This window comes from Hafnia alvei (genome assembly GCF_964063325.1).
GTDB lineage: Bacteria > Pseudomonadota > Gammaproteobacteria > Enterobacterales > Enterobacteriaceae > Hafnia > Hafnia alvei_B.
Genome location: NZ_OZ061315.1, coordinates 1141407 through 1158321 on the forward strand (window position 1 = coordinate 1141407; position 16915 = coordinate 1158321).

Annotated in this window: 14 protein-coding genes; 5 read left to right on the forward strand and 9 right to left on the reverse strand. The window is 49.8% G+C overall.

Translation table 11 applies throughout. From position 1 onward, the window contains the following. Window positions 1-2: 2 nt before the first annotated feature. Window positions 3-2030, reverse strand: a complete 2028-nt coding sequence (locus AB3Y96_RS05385) for a DUF6531 domain-containing protein (protein WP_367298673.1) — start codon at window positions 2028-2030, stop codon at window positions 3-5. Window positions 2031-2626: 596 nt separating this feature from the next. On the opposite strand from AB3Y96_RS05385, the gene pyrG reads away from it, so the two are divergent. Then, entirely contained in the window at window positions 2627-4264 is a 1638-nt protein-coding gene (pyrG, locus tag AB3Y96_RS05390; protein ID WP_025800558.1) for a glutamine hydrolyzing CTP synthase, read from the forward strand. A gap of 83 nt (window positions 4265-4347) precedes the next feature. Continuing rightward, on the forward strand, window positions 4348-5652 hold the full coding sequence (gene eno, locus AB3Y96_RS05395; RefSeq protein WP_025800559.1) for a phosphopyruvate hydratase: 1305 nt from the start codon (window positions 4348-4350) through the stop codon (window positions 5650-5652). A gap of 114 nt (window positions 5653-5766) precedes the next feature. On the opposite strand, the gene AB3Y96_RS05400 is transcribed toward eno, so the two are convergent. Beyond that, window positions 5767-5994: a YdcH family protein gene (locus AB3Y96_RS05400; RefSeq protein WP_072308888.1), complete on the reverse strand. Its 228-nt coding sequence runs from the start codon at window positions 5992-5994 to the stop codon at window positions 5767-5769. 354 nt (window positions 5995-6348) lie between these two features. On the opposite strand from AB3Y96_RS05400, the gene AB3Y96_RS05405 reads away from it, so the two are divergent. The 3 genes from AB3Y96_RS05405 to AB3Y96_RS05415 all read left to right on the forward strand — a co-directional run bounded on the left by AB3Y96_RS05405 (window position 6349) and on the right by AB3Y96_RS05415 (window position 8685). Further along, entirely contained in the window at window positions 6349-7116 is a 768-nt protein-coding gene (locus AB3Y96_RS05405) for a basic amino acid ABC transporter substrate-binding protein (protein ID WP_367298674.1), read from the forward strand. Window positions 7117-7211: 95 nt separating this feature from the next. Beyond that, window positions 7212-7976, forward strand: a complete 765-nt coding sequence (locus tag AB3Y96_RS05410; RefSeq protein WP_025800562.1) for an amino acid ABC transporter permease — start codon at window positions 7212-7214, stop codon at window positions 7974-7976. Further along, window positions 7963-8685 (forward strand): amino acid ABC transporter ATP-binding protein, encoded by a 723-nt coding sequence (locus AB3Y96_RS05415; protein WP_367298675.1) that lies wholly within the window; start codon window positions 7963-7965, stop codon window positions 8683-8685. Before AB3Y96_RS05410 ends, AB3Y96_RS05415 begins: the two co-directional genes overlap by 14 nt. A 119-nt stretch (window positions 8686-8804) precedes the next feature. On the opposite strand, the gene AB3Y96_RS05420 is transcribed toward AB3Y96_RS05415, so the two are convergent. The 7 genes from AB3Y96_RS05420 to AB3Y96_RS05450 all read right to left on the reverse strand — a co-directional run bounded on the left by AB3Y96_RS05420 (window position 8805) and on the right by AB3Y96_RS05450 (window position 16887). Further along, a complete protein-coding gene (locus tag AB3Y96_RS05420; RefSeq protein ID WP_367298676.1) occupies window positions 8805-10238 on the reverse strand; it encodes an amino acid permease in 1434 nt (477 codons plus the stop codon). A gap of 101 nt (window positions 10239-10339) precedes the next feature. Next, window positions 10340-11875 carry a histidine ammonia-lyase gene (hutH, locus tag AB3Y96_RS05425; protein WP_367298677.1) on the reverse strand — a complete coding sequence of 512 codons (1536 nt, stop codon included), beginning with the start codon at window positions 11873-11875 and terminating at the stop codon, window positions 10340-10342. Beyond that, window positions 11875-13563 carry a urocanate hydratase gene (gene hutU / locus AB3Y96_RS05430; protein WP_367298678.1) on the reverse strand — a complete coding sequence of 563 codons (1689 nt, stop codon included), beginning with the start codon at window positions 13561-13563 and terminating at the stop codon, window positions 11875-11877. Before hutU ends, hutH begins: the two co-directional genes overlap by 1 nt. 341 nt (window positions 13564-13904) lie before the next feature. After that, window positions 13905-14360: a DUF5071 domain-containing protein gene (locus AB3Y96_RS05435; protein ID WP_072308896.1), complete on the reverse strand. Its 456-nt coding sequence runs from the start codon at window positions 14358-14360 to the stop codon at window positions 13905-13907. A gap of 10 nt (window positions 14361-14370) precedes the next feature. Beyond that, window positions 14371-14715, reverse strand: a complete 345-nt coding sequence (locus AB3Y96_RS05440; RefSeq protein WP_072308898.1) for a hypothetical protein — start codon at window positions 14713-14715, stop codon at window positions 14371-14373. Between the two features lie 71 nt (window positions 14716-14786). Further along, entirely contained in the window at window positions 14787-15713 is a 927-nt protein-coding gene (locus tag AB3Y96_RS05445; RefSeq protein WP_367298679.1) for a hypothetical protein, read from the reverse strand. 319 nt (window positions 15714-16032) lie between these two features. Continuing rightward, window positions 16033-16887 (reverse strand): co-chaperone YbbN, encoded by an 855-nt coding sequence (locus AB3Y96_RS05450; protein WP_072308900.1) that lies wholly within the window; start codon window positions 16885-16887, stop codon window positions 16033-16035. Window positions 16888-16915: the final 28 nt, after the last annotated feature.

Sequence of the window (16915 nt, forward strand, 5' to 3'; positions counted from 1 at the left end):
TATCATGCTGCCACTGGGTTACTCAGGCCAGCATCGTCACTTTCTATTAATTCCCCAGCCGCGTTGTAGCGATAGCGCTGAACCCGTCCGTCAAAGCCAATTTCTTCCACCAATCGGTCCATCACGTCATAGCTAAAACGCATCTGGGCATCGTTTTCATTGGTGAGGAGGATAAGTCGGTCGGCGGCGTCATAGGCAAACTGCTGGGTGGCACCGCCGTGGGTGCGCGTGAGCAAACGGCCGTTGTCATCGTAGGTCATCACGGTTTGGCTGCCGTCGGGCTCGGTCAGCGTGATTAAATCACCCGCGGGATTGTAGTGATACTGGGTGCGTTCACCGGCGCTATTTTCCGTGCTTATCAGGCGGCCACGGGTATCGTATGCATAACGTAAGGTGAGGCCCGCGGGGCGGCAAATCTCACGGCGCTGCCCCCAGCGGTCATAGCGGTATTCGGTGGTGTTGCCCGAGCAGTCGGTGTAGCGGGAGAGCTGGCCGCTGCGCGTCCACGTCAGGCGTTTCTCTCCGCCGCCCGCATCGGTGATGGCACAGGGCTGTGAGCTGGCGTCATCGGCATAGGCATAGCGCACGGTGCGGTTAAGGGCGTCACTTTCAGCCGTTAGACGGCCAAGCGCGTCATAGCTGCGCGTGAGGCGACGGTCATCGGGCAGTATCGTCTGGGTAAGTAAACCGTGGATGTTGTAGGCAAGGCGGGTACGGTGGCCGTCGGGGGACACAATACTGGTGAGCTGACTGGTGGTAATGTCGTGGGTGAACGCCGTTTTTCGCCCCAGCGTATCGGTTTGCGCCATCAACAGATAGCCCGCCACTTCGTTGTGGCTCTCGCTGCCGTCGGCGTAGGCCCGCTTCACCACCCGCTTAAGGCCTTTTTCGCCGGTGTAATAATAGGTTTCACTACGGCCCAGGCTGTCGGTCACGGTGGTGCTCTCTGCCGCGTAATCGAACTGATAATCCAGCTCGTTGGGGTTACTTTGGGTCACGGCGCGGCCTTGTGCGTCGTAGGTATAGCGGCTGACGGGACGGCCCAGATAGCGGTGGGCGGTCATGCGTCCGAGCAAATCGGGATGATAAGCAAACTGGCGAATGGCCTGCCCGCTGCGGTCATACACGGTTTGTAGCTCACCGCGCGGGGTGTACTCGTAACGCACCAGTGGGTCGGCGGGCACATCAGGAAAGTCAGGGTCATGCACCAAAAACACCGCCGACAGGCGAACGCCGTTGTCACGCCCCCAGCCGCCGCGCTGCGTACAGACCGCATCGGCGATATGCTGATGCTCCAGCCGATAACGCCGGCCTACGCTGTCCTCGACCTCGGTGATGACGCCGGGAAATAGGTCAGTACCGGCGTAAACGTACTGTAATTCCTGCCCAAAACGGTCACGCATGCCGCGCAAAAAACGCCGCGCTGATAAGGGGGCAGGGAGTGCGGTGTGGCCTTCGTCTTCCGAAATACCGAGTACCCACCACGGGCCAAGTGCATCAGCGGTGCACAAATACAGGTGTGAATTTAACCGCCATGATTCGGGTAGGGTGTGCCAAAGCATCGCCAGCGGGTGGTTTTTGTCACGCTCCAGCAGGCCGCCGCGCACCAGCCACAGGGATTCGCTGCGGCTGAAATGGGCTTCGCCAACGGCGAGCGTGTTGAAGTGTAGGCTGCGCCCGCCGTTGTCGTTGAGGATAAGGCCGTTTTTGGTCACCAGCAGGCTGATACCGCTGGGCAACTGCCAGCCGGGGCCGAGCAAGCCCACGGGCGCTGGGGTATCGGTTTGGTAGCTGCTGTAGCTGCGGGACAGGATAAAAGGCACCGCGGCCGGTAAGGCAACGTCGGTTTCGGCGGAGAGGACTTTGGCGCCCAATAACGGGTTGACGGGTTTACCGACCTTTTGTCCATCGGGACAGGTCGAACAGGCCACGCCGCTGGGCGCGCCAATCAACACGCCTAACGAGCCCTGAGTGATAGGGCCGCCGATTGTAGTTTCGTCTGTTTGACGCGCTGCGGGTAATCCTGCCATCGCACTTATCCCTGTACGTAATATGCACACCGAGTGTGCTTATCTATGCCACGGGCTGAGGGATTGTTAAATGGCGTTTGATTTATGAATTAATTAAGGGAAATTTAAGTGTTTGCGGAAAAACGCCCTATGAATAGGGCGATATTCGAGGCAGTTTAAATGGATAGTGCAAATTTTTCCGCCCTCATTTGTCATCCGGCAGTGCAATCCCTCGGGTTCCCAATAAAAACAGCAGCGTCATTAGTGCTATTGCTAGCAGACCAGCTTGGCTGACGCGGGCTCGAGATCGTTGGTAAGCCTCGGTGATAACTAGGAGGTCTTATTTGGTTTATGCCACTGACTTTGGGAGGGGAAATTGGATGAGTTATCATCCGTTTTAACAAATTTCACCGCCTATCGTTGGTTTATAGGTTTTTTTTACCAATGAAATTTTTATCTAATTGTAACTTAAAGATTAAATGAATTTAGTCATACCTTTTACCCTAAACAAATGTGACTTAGGCTCTGAGATCGTTTGTGGCAAATGAAAGGTTCGGGTATACTACTGTCCCGTCTTGGTTCTTCCATCGTCTTTAAACCTAACTCTCAGGTTCAGCATGACAACTAATTATATTTTTGTGACCGGCGGGGTTGTATCCTCTCTGGGTAAAGGCATTGCCGCAGCCTCCCTGGCGGCTATTCTTGAAGCCCGTGGCCTCAACGTAAGCATGATGAAACTGGATCCGTACATCAACGTCGATCCGGGCACGATGAGCCCTATCCAGCACGGAGAAGTTTTCGTCACCGAAGACGGCGCAGAAACCGATCTGGATTTAGGTCATTACGAGCGTTTCATCCGTACCAAAATGTCCCGCCGCAATAACTTTACCACTGGCCGCATCTATTCCGATGTGCTGCGTAAAGAGCGTCGTGGCGATTATTTGGGCGCTACCGTTCAGGTTATTCCTCATATTACTAATGCAATCAAAGAACGCATCCTTGAAGGTGGCGAAGGTCACGATGTGGTTCTGGTTGAAATCGGCGGTACCGTCGGTGATATCGAATCCTTGCCATTCCTCGAAGCTATTCGCCAAATGGCGGTAGAAGTGGGTCGCGAGCACACCATGTATATGCACCTGACTTTGGTGCCATATCTGGCGGCGGCTGGCGAAGTGAAAACTAAGCCTACTCAGCACTCTGTAAAAGAGCTTCTGTCTATCGGTATTCAGCCTGATGTGCTGATTTGTCGTTCAGATCGTGCTGTTCCTGCGAATGAGCGCGCAAAAATTGCGCTATTCTGTAATGTTCCTGAGAAAGCCGTTATTTCTCTGAAAGACGTTGATTCTATTTATAAAATTCCAGGTCTCTTGAAATCTCAGGGACTTGATGATTACATTTGTAAACGATTCAGCTTAAACTGTCCTGAAGCAAATCTGGCAGAATGGGAGCAGGTGATTTACGAAGAGGCTAATCCAGGTGGTGAAGTGACCATCGGTATGGTCGGTAAATACATCGAATTACCGGATGCCTATAAGTCTGTTATCGAAGCATTGAAGCACGGCGGCCTGAAAAATCGCGTTACCGTGAACATCAAGCTTATCGATTCGCAAGACGTAGAGACCAAAGGCGTTGAGTTGCTGAAAGGTCTGGATGCGATTTTGGTACCGGGCGGCTTTGGCTACCGTGGTATCGAAGGCAAGATCGCTACCGCACGCTATGCGCGTGAAAATAATATTCCATATCTGGGCATTTGCTTGGGTATGCAGGTTGCTCTGATGGAATTTGCCCGTAACGTGGCAGGCATGGCTGATGCGAACTCAACCGAGTTTGTACCAGACTGCAAATATCCAGTGGTTGCGCTGATTTCAGAATGGCGTGACGAAGAAGGCAACGTAGAAGTACGTACAGAAGAAAGCGACCTAGGTGGCACGATGCGTTTAGGTGGACAACAATGTAATCTGGCCGATGGAAGTTTGGTTCGTCAGATGTACGGTTCACCAACCATCGTTGAGCGTCATCGCCATCGCTATGAAGTAAACAACATGCTGTTGAAACAGATTGAAGCTGCGGGTCTGCGAGTGACCGGCCGTTCTGCGGATAACAAGCTGGTGGAAATCATTGAGTTGCCAAACCACCCATGGTTTGTAGCCTCTCAGTTCCACCCTGAGTTTACTTCTACGCCGCGTGATGGACATCCGCTGTTCGCTGGTTTTGTTAAAGCGGCCGGTGAGTACCAGAAGCGTCAGGCAAAATAAGTGAATATACTGGTAGGCGCGAAGCATCGGTTTCGCGCCTGTCGTCTGGAGTTTTTAGTTTAACTTGTATCGAGGAAAACCTAATGTCCAAAATCGTTAAAGTCATTGGTCGCGAAATCATCGACTCACGCGGAAACCCAACTGTAGAAGCTGAAGTTCATCTGGAAGGCGGCTTTGTAGGTATGGCTGCTGCACCATCAGGTGCTTCAACTGGTTCCCGTGAAGCGCTGGAACTGCGTGACGGTGACAAATCCCGTTTCATGGGTAAAGGCGTACTGAAAGCCGTTGCCGCTGTAAACGGCCCAATCGCTCAGGCGGTTATGGGTAAAGATGCGAAAGACCAGGCTAACATCGATAAGATCATGATCGATCTTGATGGTACAGAAAACAAATCCAAGTTTGGCGCTAACGCTATTCTGGCTGTTTCTCTGGCTGCTGCTAAAGCTGCTGCTGCCTCTAAAGGCCTGCCGCTGTATGCGCACATCGCTGAACTGAACGGCACTCCAGGCAAATATTCTATGCCTCTGCCTATGATGAACATCATCAACGGTGGCGAACATGCCGACAACAACGTTGATATCCAAGAGTTCATGATCCAGCCTGTTGGCGCTAAAACTCTGAAAGAAGCGGTTCGCATCGGTTCTGAAGTGTTCCACAACCTGGCTAAAGTTCTGAAGTCTAAAGGTATGAACACTGCTGTTGGTGACGAAGGTGGCTACGCGCCTAACCTGGGTTCTAACGCAGAAGCGCTGGCTGTAATTGCTGAAGCGGTTAAAGCAGCAGGCTACGAGCTGGGTAAAGACGTTACTCTGGCTATGGACTGCGCTGCATCTGAATTCTACAAAGACGGTAAATACGTTCTGGCTGGCGAAGGCAACAAAGCTTTCACCTCTGAAGAATTCACCCACTTCCTGGAAAACCTGACCAAAGATTACCCAATCGTTTCTATCGAAGACGGTCTGGACGAATCTGACTGGGATGGCTTCGCATACCAGACTAAAGTACTGGGCGACAAAATCCAGCTGGTTGGTGACGATCTGTTCGTAACCAATACCAAGATCCTGAAAGAAGGCATCGAAAAAGGTATCGTTAACTCCATCCTGATTAAATTCAACCAGATCGGTTCTCTGACCGAAACTCTGGCTGCAATCAAAATGGCTAAAGACGCTGGTTACACTGCAGTTATCTCTCACCGTTCAGGTGAAACTGAAGATGCTACCATCGCTGATCTGGCTGTTGGTACCGCTGCAGGCCAAATCAAAACCGGTTCTATGAGCCGTTCTGACCGTGTTGCTAAATACAACCAGCTGATTCGTATCGAAGAAGCTCTGGCTGCACAAGGCACCCCAGCACCATTCAACGGTCTGAAAGAAGTTAAAGGTCAGTAATTCGTTACTGAGCACGTTTTTTTAATTAAAAACGGCTTCATTAAAAAACCCGCTCATGAGCGGGTTTTTTTTATTCGGTATTCTGTATTTAGAAGAAAACGACACCATAACCTATCAGGTTGTTGTTTCATCTTCATACGAACGCAGGATTTTATAAAGCTCGTCTTTCAATCTGAGCTTTTCTCGCTTCAATCCTGCAATTTGCTCATCAAACGGGGCTCCTGGCCGGCTTTCAGCCCTTCGGATCGTATGATCCAACTGGTTGTGCTCATGAAAGAGCGTGGCAAAACGGACGTCTTCTGTTTTCAGTCTTGAGATAAGATCTCGATACTCTGGGAACATATGCACTCCTTTTTGTCAAAACCTAGAAGTACTATGCCACAAAAAATCTGCTTATTTTGTAATCGATATCTCAACGTGTTCGATAAAGCGTAAAGTTATGTCTTTCTCTCCGCCGTTTCTCCTCCCTATCATGCTATCTGATTTCGTATAAAACATAGCCTTTGCGTGTGTTTATAAGATCTCCCACTGGAATACTGAACTCCTGCAACAACAGATGCTTAATTGTGGTGCTAGATTGAATTTTTATGCTGATAATGAAATTTTATTCGCAATGGTATTGAGTTGGTATGCTTTGTTGTGTATTTTTATGCATTAAAACTGCATAAATAAAACATCTAGCGTCAGGGGAAAGACATGTTGAAGAAAATGGTATTAGCAGGCTGCTTTATGGCTGCCATGATGGGGAGCACCTTCGCTGCACAACAAACTTACGTCGTGGGTTCTGGCGGCACTTATCGCCCATTTGAGTTTGAAAATAGCCAGAAGCAGCTGGAAGGTTTTGATATCGATATTATTAAAGCGGTCGCTAAGGCTGAAGGGTTTGATATCAAACTGGTTAATACGCCGTGGGAAGGCATTTTCGCCACGCTGAACTCAGGCGATCGCGACATCATTATTTCTGGTATCACCATTACCGACAAACGCCAGCAGATGGTGGACTTCTCCGCGCCATACTTCCCAGCCGAACAGTCTATCGTGGTGCCGAATGGTTCAAAAGTAGACTCGGTTAATGCGTTAAAAGGGCAGAAGGTTGGGGTGGTGAATTCAAGCACCGGCGACATTGTGGTGTCTGAGGTATTAGGCAAAAACAGTACTGATATTAAACGTTTCGATAATACGCCGCTGATGCTGCAAGAGCTGTATGAGGATGGTTTAGGCGCGGCGGTTGGTGACGTGGGCGTGGTGAAGTACTACATCAAAAATCATCCAGAGAAAGAATTCAAGCTGGTTCCCGATAGCAAATTTGAACGCCAGTATTTTGGTATCGCCGTGGCAAAAGGAAACCAAGAATTACTCGGAAAAATTAATGCCGGCCTGAAGAAAATTGTGGCTGACGGGACCTATGCCAAGATTTATACCCAATGGTTTGATACGAACGTTCCAACGCTGCCTGAAAAGTAAACGCTGTGGGTTGCGCTTATGGACTGGGCGCAACCGGTATAGCTGTTATAACTTGCTGTCATAAATAGAAAAAATGTAATAAACAGGAAAGTTGTATGACCGGATTCCGTTGGGAAATCATTCAGGAATATGCACCGCTGTTTGCTGAAGGCGCGTGGATGACCATTAAATGCACCATTATCTGTGTAATTTTAGGCACGCTTTGGGGGTTAACCTTAGGCTTAGGAAGAATGGCTAAGGCGGAAAACGGCCCATGGCGCTTCGTGCTGCGTTATTTTGTGCAATGGCCTGTACGTGTTTACGTGAGTGCTTTCCGTGGCACACCGCTGTTTGTACAGATTATGGTGGTGCATTTTGCCCTCGTTCCTCTGCTGATAAACCCACGCGACGGTGTTTTGGTGACGAGCGGACTGATGTCCGTGGATTTTGCCCGCATGCTGCGTTCAGACTATGGCGCGTTCCTCTCTTGTATCGTGGCGATTACGCTTAATGCTGGCGCTTATGTGTCGGAGATCTTCCGTGCAGGCATTCAATCTATCGATCACGGACAAATGGAGGCCTCACGCGCGCTTGGTATGAGCTGGGGTAAAACCATGCGCAAAGTGATTTTGCCGCAGGCGTTTCGCCGGATCCTTCCGCCGCTGGGGAATAACGCGATTGCTATCGTTAAAGATTCTTCATTGGCCTCCGCCATTGGCTTGGCCGATCTTGCGTATGCGGCGCGTACCGTATCTGGCGCATATGCGACTTATTGGGAACCCTACCTAACGATTTCAGTGATTTACTGGATGCTTACGTTCATTCTGTCGCTGCTGGTGCAACATATGGAAAAGAGGTTGAGCAAAAGTGATTCACGTTGATAATTTGCAGAAGCAATTTGGTGAAACGCACGTGCTGCGTGGGATCTCTTGCGATATCAAACCGCAGGAAGTGGTTTGCATTATTGGCCCGTCTGGATCGGGGAAAAGCACATTTTTGCGCTGCCTCAATGCCCTAGAAAAACCCGATGGCGGCGAAGTGTCGGTTAATGGTTTTGACGTTCATAACCCCAAAACTAATTTAAATAAAATGCGCGAAAGCGTTGGCATGGTGTTTCAGCGTTTTAATCTGTTCCCGCATATGAGGGTGTTAGACAATCTGATTATGGCGCCGATGTCGGTGAAAGGGATGTCGCGTGCCGATGCGCTCAAGCGCGCTGAGCTTTTGCTGGATAAGGTCGGCCTACTCGACAAAATCGATGCATGGCCTGCTAGCTTGTCTGGTGGGCAGCAACAGCGAGTGGCAATTGCACGTTCTATGGCGATGGAACCCTCGATTATTCTGTTTGATGAGCCTACCTCTGCGCTTGATCCTGAGTTAGTTGGCGAAGTGCTGGAAGTGATGAAGAAGCTGGCTCTAGAAGGAATGACGATGGTGATCGTTACTCACGAAATGGGCTTTGCCCGTGAAGTCGCCGACCGCGTGGTGTTTATCGACCAAGGCATCATTCAGGAAGAGGGCACGCCGGAGCAGATTTTCACCGCGCCACAGAATCCACGTACGGCAGCGTTTTTGAGTAAGGTTCTCTAGACAGACCCCACCCTAACCCTCCCCCTGGCAGGGGAGGGAACCGTTCGGCGTAGATTGTGAGAATTCTCGATCAACTCCCCCCTGTCAAGGGGGGGGGCTGGGAGGGGGTATTCGCTGAGCTACACATCCGCCTCAGTTTCTGCATTAAAATCATTCACAGATTGGCCTTTCGGTTTTCTCACCCAAATCCACCATGCCAAAGTCAGTAGCGCCATCCACACCACACCCACGGCGAGAGCGACTCGGCTGTCTTCAAAATAACCCAGCAGGGCAATAACGAAGGCCATGAAGATGATGGTTAACGCTGGCGCTAATGGCCAGAACGGTACTGGGAATTTCAGCGTAGCGACTTCTTCTTTGCTCATCTGGCGGCGCATAGCAACCTGAGAAAGCAGGATCATCAGCCATACCCACACCGTGGCAAAGGTGGCAATAGAGGCAATAATCAAGAACACTTTTTCTGGGATCAGATAGTTCAATACCACACCGGTGAGCAGCGCAATCGCCATCACTAGAACGGTCATCCATGGCACACCGCCCGCGGTTAATTTGGTAAAGCACTGAGGTGCTTGTCCATCTTTTGCCATGCCATACATCATTCGGCCTGCGCCAAAAATATCGCTGTTGATGGCTGATATTGCCGCGGTGATCACTACCACGTTGAGGACGTGAGCGGCAGAACTGATCCCCAGACTTTTAAAGATTTCAACGAACGGACTGCCGTGCTGGCCAATGCTATTCCACGGGTAAATCGCCATTAATACCATCAGCGTGAGGACATAAAACAGCAAGATTCGGACTGGAACTGTGTTGATGGCTTTAGGGATTACCTTGGCCGGATCGCGGGCTTCGCTCGCCGTTACGCCGATAATTTCTATCCCACCAAAGGCAAACATAACCACGGCCAGTGAGGCGATAACGCCGGTGAGGCCGTTGGGCATAAATCCGCCATGTTGCCACAGATTACTAAAGCCCGTTGCCTGTTCATGCTGGCCGAATCCAAACATCATAATGGCACCGCCGCCAACGATCATGGCGATAATCGCCACTACTTTAATCAGCGAGAGCCAAAACTCCATTTCGCCAAATACTTTAACGCTGCACAGGTTTAGCGCGCCGATAAAGCACACGATGCTGAGCACCCAAATCCATTGTGAAACATCGGGGAACCAGAGCCCCATGTAGATGCCGAAGGCCGTGACGTCTGCCATGCCGACAATTACCATTTCAAAGGTATATGTCCAACCGGTGATGAAACCGGCTAAGGGGCCAAGATAGCGGCTGGCATAGTGACCGAAAGAGCCGGATACCGGCTGATGCACCGCCATTTCACCCAGCGCGCGCATCACCATGAAAACGGCAAGCCCGCCCACGAGGTAGGCTAATAAAACCGCGGGGCCGGCGAGTTGTATTGCACCCGCAGAACCGTAAAACAAACCGGTGCCGATAGCCGAGCCTAAGGCCAGAAAACGAATGTGGCGTGCGTTCAGACCACGTTTGAGGTGCGAAGTGTTGTGAGCTTGCAGGGGCGATGTTTCATTATTATTTTGCATGTTTTATCCCGTCATATTGGTCGGCAGGTACAGATTACCGACGCAGGGTATAGAATATATACCCTGCGTGCTCTTACTTTTTGCAGATAATGAGAGAGGACTTAGGCTTGGCTAGGCAGCAGCGCGGTAGGAATAAGCGCTTTGAGCTGGCCGGAACCTAGTAGCTGGCTGGCGGCTTCAATGTCGGGGGCGAAGAAACGATCCTTGTCGTAATAAGCCACGCTTTCGCGTAACAGCTGACGTGCTTGTTCCAACCGTGGGCTGGTTTTTAAGCCGTCGCGGAAATCTAACCCTTGGCAAGCTGAAAGCCATTCAATCGCCAGAATTCCACGCACGTTTTCTGCCATTTCCCAGAGTCGGCGGCCCGCAGCTGGCGCCATCGAAACGTGATCTTCCTGATTAGCGGAAGTCGGTAAACTATCGACGCTAGAAGGATGCGCGAGGGCCTTGTTTTCACTGGCCAGCGCGGCCGCAGTGACCTGAGCAATCATAAAGCCGGAGTTAACGCCGCCGTTGTTAACTAAGAATGGCGGCAGCTGTGACATATGCTTATCCATCATCAGCGAAGTTCGGCGTTCAGACAGCGCGCCGATTTCAGCCAACGCCAGCGCCAGATTATCTGCCGCCATTGCCACCGGCTCTGCGTGGAAGTTGCCGCCAGAAACCACGTCATTTTGTTCGGCAAAGACCAACGGATTATCGGAAACTGCGTTAGCCTCAATCTCAAGCACGGCAGCGGCCTGACGGATTTGTGTCAGACAAGCCCCCATCACCTGTGGCTGGCAGCGTAGGGAGTAAGGGTCTTGAACTTTTCCGCAGTTATGATGGGAATCAGAAATTTCACTGCGTTCACCGAGCAAATGGCGGTAGGCTGCGGCGCTGTCGATTTGGCCAATCTGTCCACGTACGTCGTGAATACGGGCGTCAAACGGGCTACGTGAGCCCAGCACGGCCTCAACGGTTAAACCGCCACACACTAACGCAGATGCATACATATCCTCTGCGTCGAAAAGGCCACGCAGTGCATAAGCGGTCGAAACCTGGGTGCCATTAAGTAACGCTAACCCTTCTTTGGCCGCCAGTTGAATAGGTTTCAAACCGGCTTTCTCCAGCGCCTGCGTGGCGGGTAGCCATTCGCCTTGATAGCGTGCCTGACCTTCACCCAGCAGCACCAGACTCATGTGTGCCAGCGGGGCTAAATCTCCAGAGGCGCCGACTGAGCCTTTCACCGGAATATGCGGATACACTTCGGCATTCACCAAGGCAATCAAAGCGTCCAGCACTTCTTCGCGAATTCCCGAGAAGCCACGCGCTAGGCTATTGATTTTCATCACCATGATTAAACGCACGATCGCGTCATCGTTAGCGCTGCCTACACCTGCCGCATGTGAAAGCACGATGGAGCGCTGAAGGTTTTCTAAGTCGCAGGTTTCAATACGTGTTGAAGCCAGTAGGCCAAAACCGGTGTTGATGCCGTAGGCGGTACGACCTTCGGCCACGATACGTTCGACGCAGGCCACGCTTTGACGAATTGGCTCACGCGCGCTGCTGTGCAATTGAATATGCACCGGATGATGGTAGATCTCACGCAGCTGGCTAAGGGTAATTTTTCCTGGCTGAAGCATTAATTCGAACATTATTTTTTCCCCTGAGCGGAGGTAATCATTGGCAGGTTTAATCCCTGCTCGTGTGCGCATTCAATGGCAATCTCATAGCCAGCATCCGCATGACGCATCACGCCGGTTGCGGGGTCGTTGTGCAATACGCGGGCGATGCGTTCAGCGGCTTCGTCGGTGCCATCACACACGATAACCATGCCGGAATGCTGAGAAAAGCCCATCCCAACGCCGCCGCCGTGATGCAGTGAAACCCATGTTGCTCCGCTGGCGGTGTTTAATAATGCGTTCAGCAGTGGCCAGTCGGATACGGCGTCAGAACCATCTTGCATGGATTCTGTTTCGCGGTTTGGACTGGCAACCGAGCCTGAATCTAAGTGGTCGCGACCTATCACGATAGGGGCAGAAAGCGCGCCGCTGCGTACCATTTCATTGAAAGCTAAACCTAACTTAGCGCGCTGGCCTAGGCCAACCCAGCAAATACGCGCTGGCAACCCTTGGAAGTGGATGCGCTCACGCGCCATATCCAGCCAGTGGTGCAGGTGTTCATCGTCAGGAATAAGTTCTTTGACCATGGCATCGGTTTTGTAGATATCTTCAGGATCACCTGACAATGCCGCCCAGCGGAACGGACCTACGCCGCGACAGAACAGCGGACGAATATACGCGGGGACAAAACCAGGGAAATCGAAAGCGTTAGCCACGCCCATCTCTTTGGCCATCTGGCGGATGTTGTTGCCATAGTCAAAGGTAGGGATACCCATCTTTTGGAAAGCCAGCATGGCTTCAACGTGCTCAGCCATGGACTCTTTAGCAGCGTTCACCACGAATGCAGGCTCGGCCTGCGCTCGCTCGCGATACGCTTCCCATGTCCAGCCTTTCGGTAAATAGCCATTGAGCGGGTCGTGCGCGCTGGTTTGGTCGGTTACCATGTCTGGGCGTACGCCGCGACGGACTAATTCAGGCAGAATTTCTGCCGCATTGCCGCACAGGGCAATAGAGATAGCTTTACCCTCATTGGTATAACGTTTGATGCGTGCCAGCGCGTCGTCCAGATCGGTCGCCTGTTCGTCGACGTAGCCCGTTTTCAGACGAAAGTCGATACGGCTTTGCTGGCATTCGATGTTCAATGACGTTAACCCTGCCATGGTTGCGGCTAACGGCTGAGCGCCACCCATGCCGCCCAAGCCTGCGGTCAGAACCCAACGACCGGTTAGATCGCCGTTGTAATGCTGGCGGCCTGCTTCCACAAACGTTTCATAGGTGCCCTGAACGATGCCTTGGCTACCGATGTAAATCCAGCTGCCAGCGGTCATTTGGCCGTACATCGCCAAGCCTTTGGCATCGAGTTCATTGAAGTGTTCCCACGTTGCCCAGTGAGGTACCAGATTGGAGTTAGCAATCAATACGCGCGGTGCATTGCTGTGGGTTTTGAATACGCCAACGGGTTTACCCGATTGCACCAGCAGGGTTTCGTCGTCGTTTAATTTTTTTAGTGTTTCAACGATTTTATCGTAGCACTCCCAGTTGCGTGCAGCGCGCCCGATGCCGCCATAAACCACTAATTCATGAGGGTTTTCTGCAACTTCGGGATCAAGATTATTCATCAGCATGCGCAATGGCGCTTCGGTCTGCCAGCTTTTGGCATTGAGTTGAGTACCACGCGGGGCGCGGATGTCGATTTCACGCAGTCGGTTTGGAAGAGTCACTTTTATTTTCCTTTCGCGTTATCAGTTCAGATATCAGGATTTACTAGTTAACTAGTGTTTAACAAAAGCCGTTATTGATTAACATATACTTGTATAGACAAGTATATGCAAATAGATTTTATGCGAGTGATTTAAAGGAATAAGGACGTGGAGAAGAAAAGTATTTATAGATAAAACAACGAATTAATTTCTTAATTGTGAAGGGTTTTAGCCGATAGTCGCAGGGGCGGTTGTATAAAAATTGGGAAGGGGATCACAGGTGGGGAGTGAATCAATGAAAAGACAATAGAGAAAGGCGACGAAAAACACACTGAATTTCGCCGCCTTTATATCAGGTGAAACTAAGGGCGCTGTGTTTGGAGTTTATGCAAAATCGCGTCAATAGCTGAATTGACGCTAATATCATCCTCGTCGAGGCTCGCCGCTGTTTTGAGTTTCAACTGCTGCAGTTCAGGGGCGATGGCTTTGGCCAGTTGTAGGTCGGCTGTATCGACTAATTCACTGATGACCCAATATTTCCAAATCGAGTCTTGAGTTTCAAGCACATCAAGTACTGGCTGTTTTAGCGGGGCACCAATTTGGGCTAAAAACGGTGTTAGCTCCTGCGCTACCGGCCAGTTAAGATCCTGCAGCCAATAGATGAGCACCGGCAGAATAGTAGCAACTCCTGGATAGCCGTAGTCCACCGCTTTTTTGGCGGTTTCTACGTCCATTTTATCCTGTGGGATAAGTGCATAGAGTTCAGAAGAAATCGTTGTGAAATCAAATGAACCGCACATTTGTTTAATGAGATCCATAAATCTTCCCCTAGTTAACTTGGCCTGTACGTGCCGTGTTGACGTCCGTCGTGTAGGGGCCGATGAGAGGATTCGTCCATGTATTATCGGCGAGCAGAGCCTCTCGAGTTGCGGCCCAATCTAGCAAATCCTGTCCTACATTGGGATTTGGCAAAATTGAATAATGCTGTGGGTTCCCTGGGGTAGGCGTATTAATAATTTGGGTCACCTGAGTTAAGTCTGAGTCAATAACCTGCGCCCTTACTGCTGGCGCCGCATTTGCCATGGAGAGCCCCGCGCCGGGCCCTACGGTATCGGCAATACGCGGTGTGAAATTAGCTGGGGTTCTATTCCCAAGTCGATAGTAATTAGGCATAGCGGTTTTCCTATGATATTTAATTGCTGTGGGTATGAATTTGATCTGAAGTGAATATATTTGTGTTTTAATTATATTTTTAACAACCCAGCCTCTCTGCGTTTTATTGCTTCGAGTAGATGTTTGTTACTGGAGTAAAATATTCTGTATAGAGCGTTTTGAGAAATAAATTCTTTTGCCAATTGTGTTCCTCTTTCTTTTTTCGGATCGAGTTCGCGTATTTTCTTTAAAACATCTTCTATGACTTTTTCAAATTTAGCGGACATGACAGACCACTGTTCATAGGTTATTTTATCCTCAAAGAATTGCTGGTCATTTTTGTCCGAGGCAAATTTAGTCACGTTTAACGTGTTTTGATACTGATCGATAAGCGCGATTTTTGCCTGCAGTTCAAACTCTTCAACGGAGAATCTAACAATATAAGCAACCTGATAGGTTGCGATTTTCTCGTTATTAAAGAAAGAGGAACGCTGGAAGGTTTGGGTTCCGACGGAGCCGAAAATTCGTAGCCCACCGCCAATAGGATCTGACTTGGTACCGTGCTTCACGGTAATGGAGGTGGCATTGCCGAACGATCCAACGATACCGGCCAGTAGGTTAAAGCAGTTAGTCGCAATTAATAACCGCTTATCCTTATTCATATCATACTTTTTATTAATATCCTGTGCTTTATCTCCTGCATCAGTTCCTGCTGGCAGATTCTCTATTTTCCCATCGACGGTACCAATAACCGCAGCGGATATTTTGTTAATAATGGCAGATACAGATGCGAGCGACCACTCTTGCACGGATTGGTAATCAAATTGTTTGCCCGTAATATAAAGATCGCTCGACCAGGGTTTTTCATGTTCTTTTTGATAGAAGTTTTCAGCTTCTTTTTCTAACGTTGCGTAGGTATTTCCGAGTTTGTTAGTCAGTTCATTGGCTATGTCATCTAAATATTCACGGCTTTTTTTATCTTTCTTTTCCATTTCTTCAACACTTGGACTTTTACCCATGATTTATCCTCTCTTGTTAATATCAGAGACAAATATTTTTAATAAAAATAGATTTGGTGATAGCCGGAAAATACGATGCTCGTCATCGGACTCAAACTATCACTAAAAATGATAGATTAAGACTGTCTATTATCAAGCGAGGATAATCATATTTTTTCTTAGATGAGGCTAATATATTGATTTCGATCAATCTTTATTTTTTGATGTTTTTTTAAGAGTTAGATTAAGCTATTTAAAAAAGTGTATATATCAGATTTTATTATGAAATGCCGCTGATTTAATATCGGCGGCATTAGCATCGGGAATGAATAACTATTGATTAATACAACAACGAATACAGTTGTTTCCGGTACTTAGACGCCAATGCATCGCCATTCCCCAACGCGGCAAGAATGTCCATCAGGGTTTTACGCGCAGCACCGTCGGCGGCGGTCAGATCTTTGCGTAGATGAACCATCAGCAATTCAAGAGCCTCTTCGTTACGTCCGACCTGATGCAGCTGTAAAGCCAGCTGAGCGGCAATAACCGCATTTTCTGGTTCAGCTTCTACCTGTTTTTGCAGCAGCTGAATTTCAGGTGTATCGGCGGCCTGTTTCAGTAACTCGATTTGTGCCACAAGGCCTTGATAGCGAGAATCCTGATCCTGCATTGGGATGGTCGCTAATACCGCTTCTGCTTCATCACTGCGGCTGAGTGCGATCTGTACTTCGGCCAGCATCAGCGCGATATCGCTGCGTTTAGTATCCAACGCACGCGCTTCTTTCAGCAACGGTAAGGCTTCGGCCATTTTGCCTTCGGCAATGAATTCTGCAGCCTGTGCAGCTTTCAGCTCTTCTTCTTTTGGCAAGAAGCGGCCTAACAGTTCGCGGATAAACTCTTCCGACTGTGGCCCTTGGAAGCCATCTACTGGCTGACCATCTTTAAATAAGTAAACCGTTGGGATGGCACGCAGCCCAAACTGTGAGGCCACCATTTGTTCTGCGTCGCAGTCCACTTTAGCTAGCACGAACTGGCCCGCGTATTCTGACGCGAGTTTGTCGAGAATAGGGTTGAGCTGTAGGCAATGCTGGCTGCGTTCAGACCAGAAGTAGAACAGCACCGGAATAGACGCAGACTGCTCTAGCGTTTGATGTAGGTTGGCTTCGGTAACGTTGATCACGGAATTATTTAGCATTCTTTTGTTCTCTCAGACGCTTAAACAT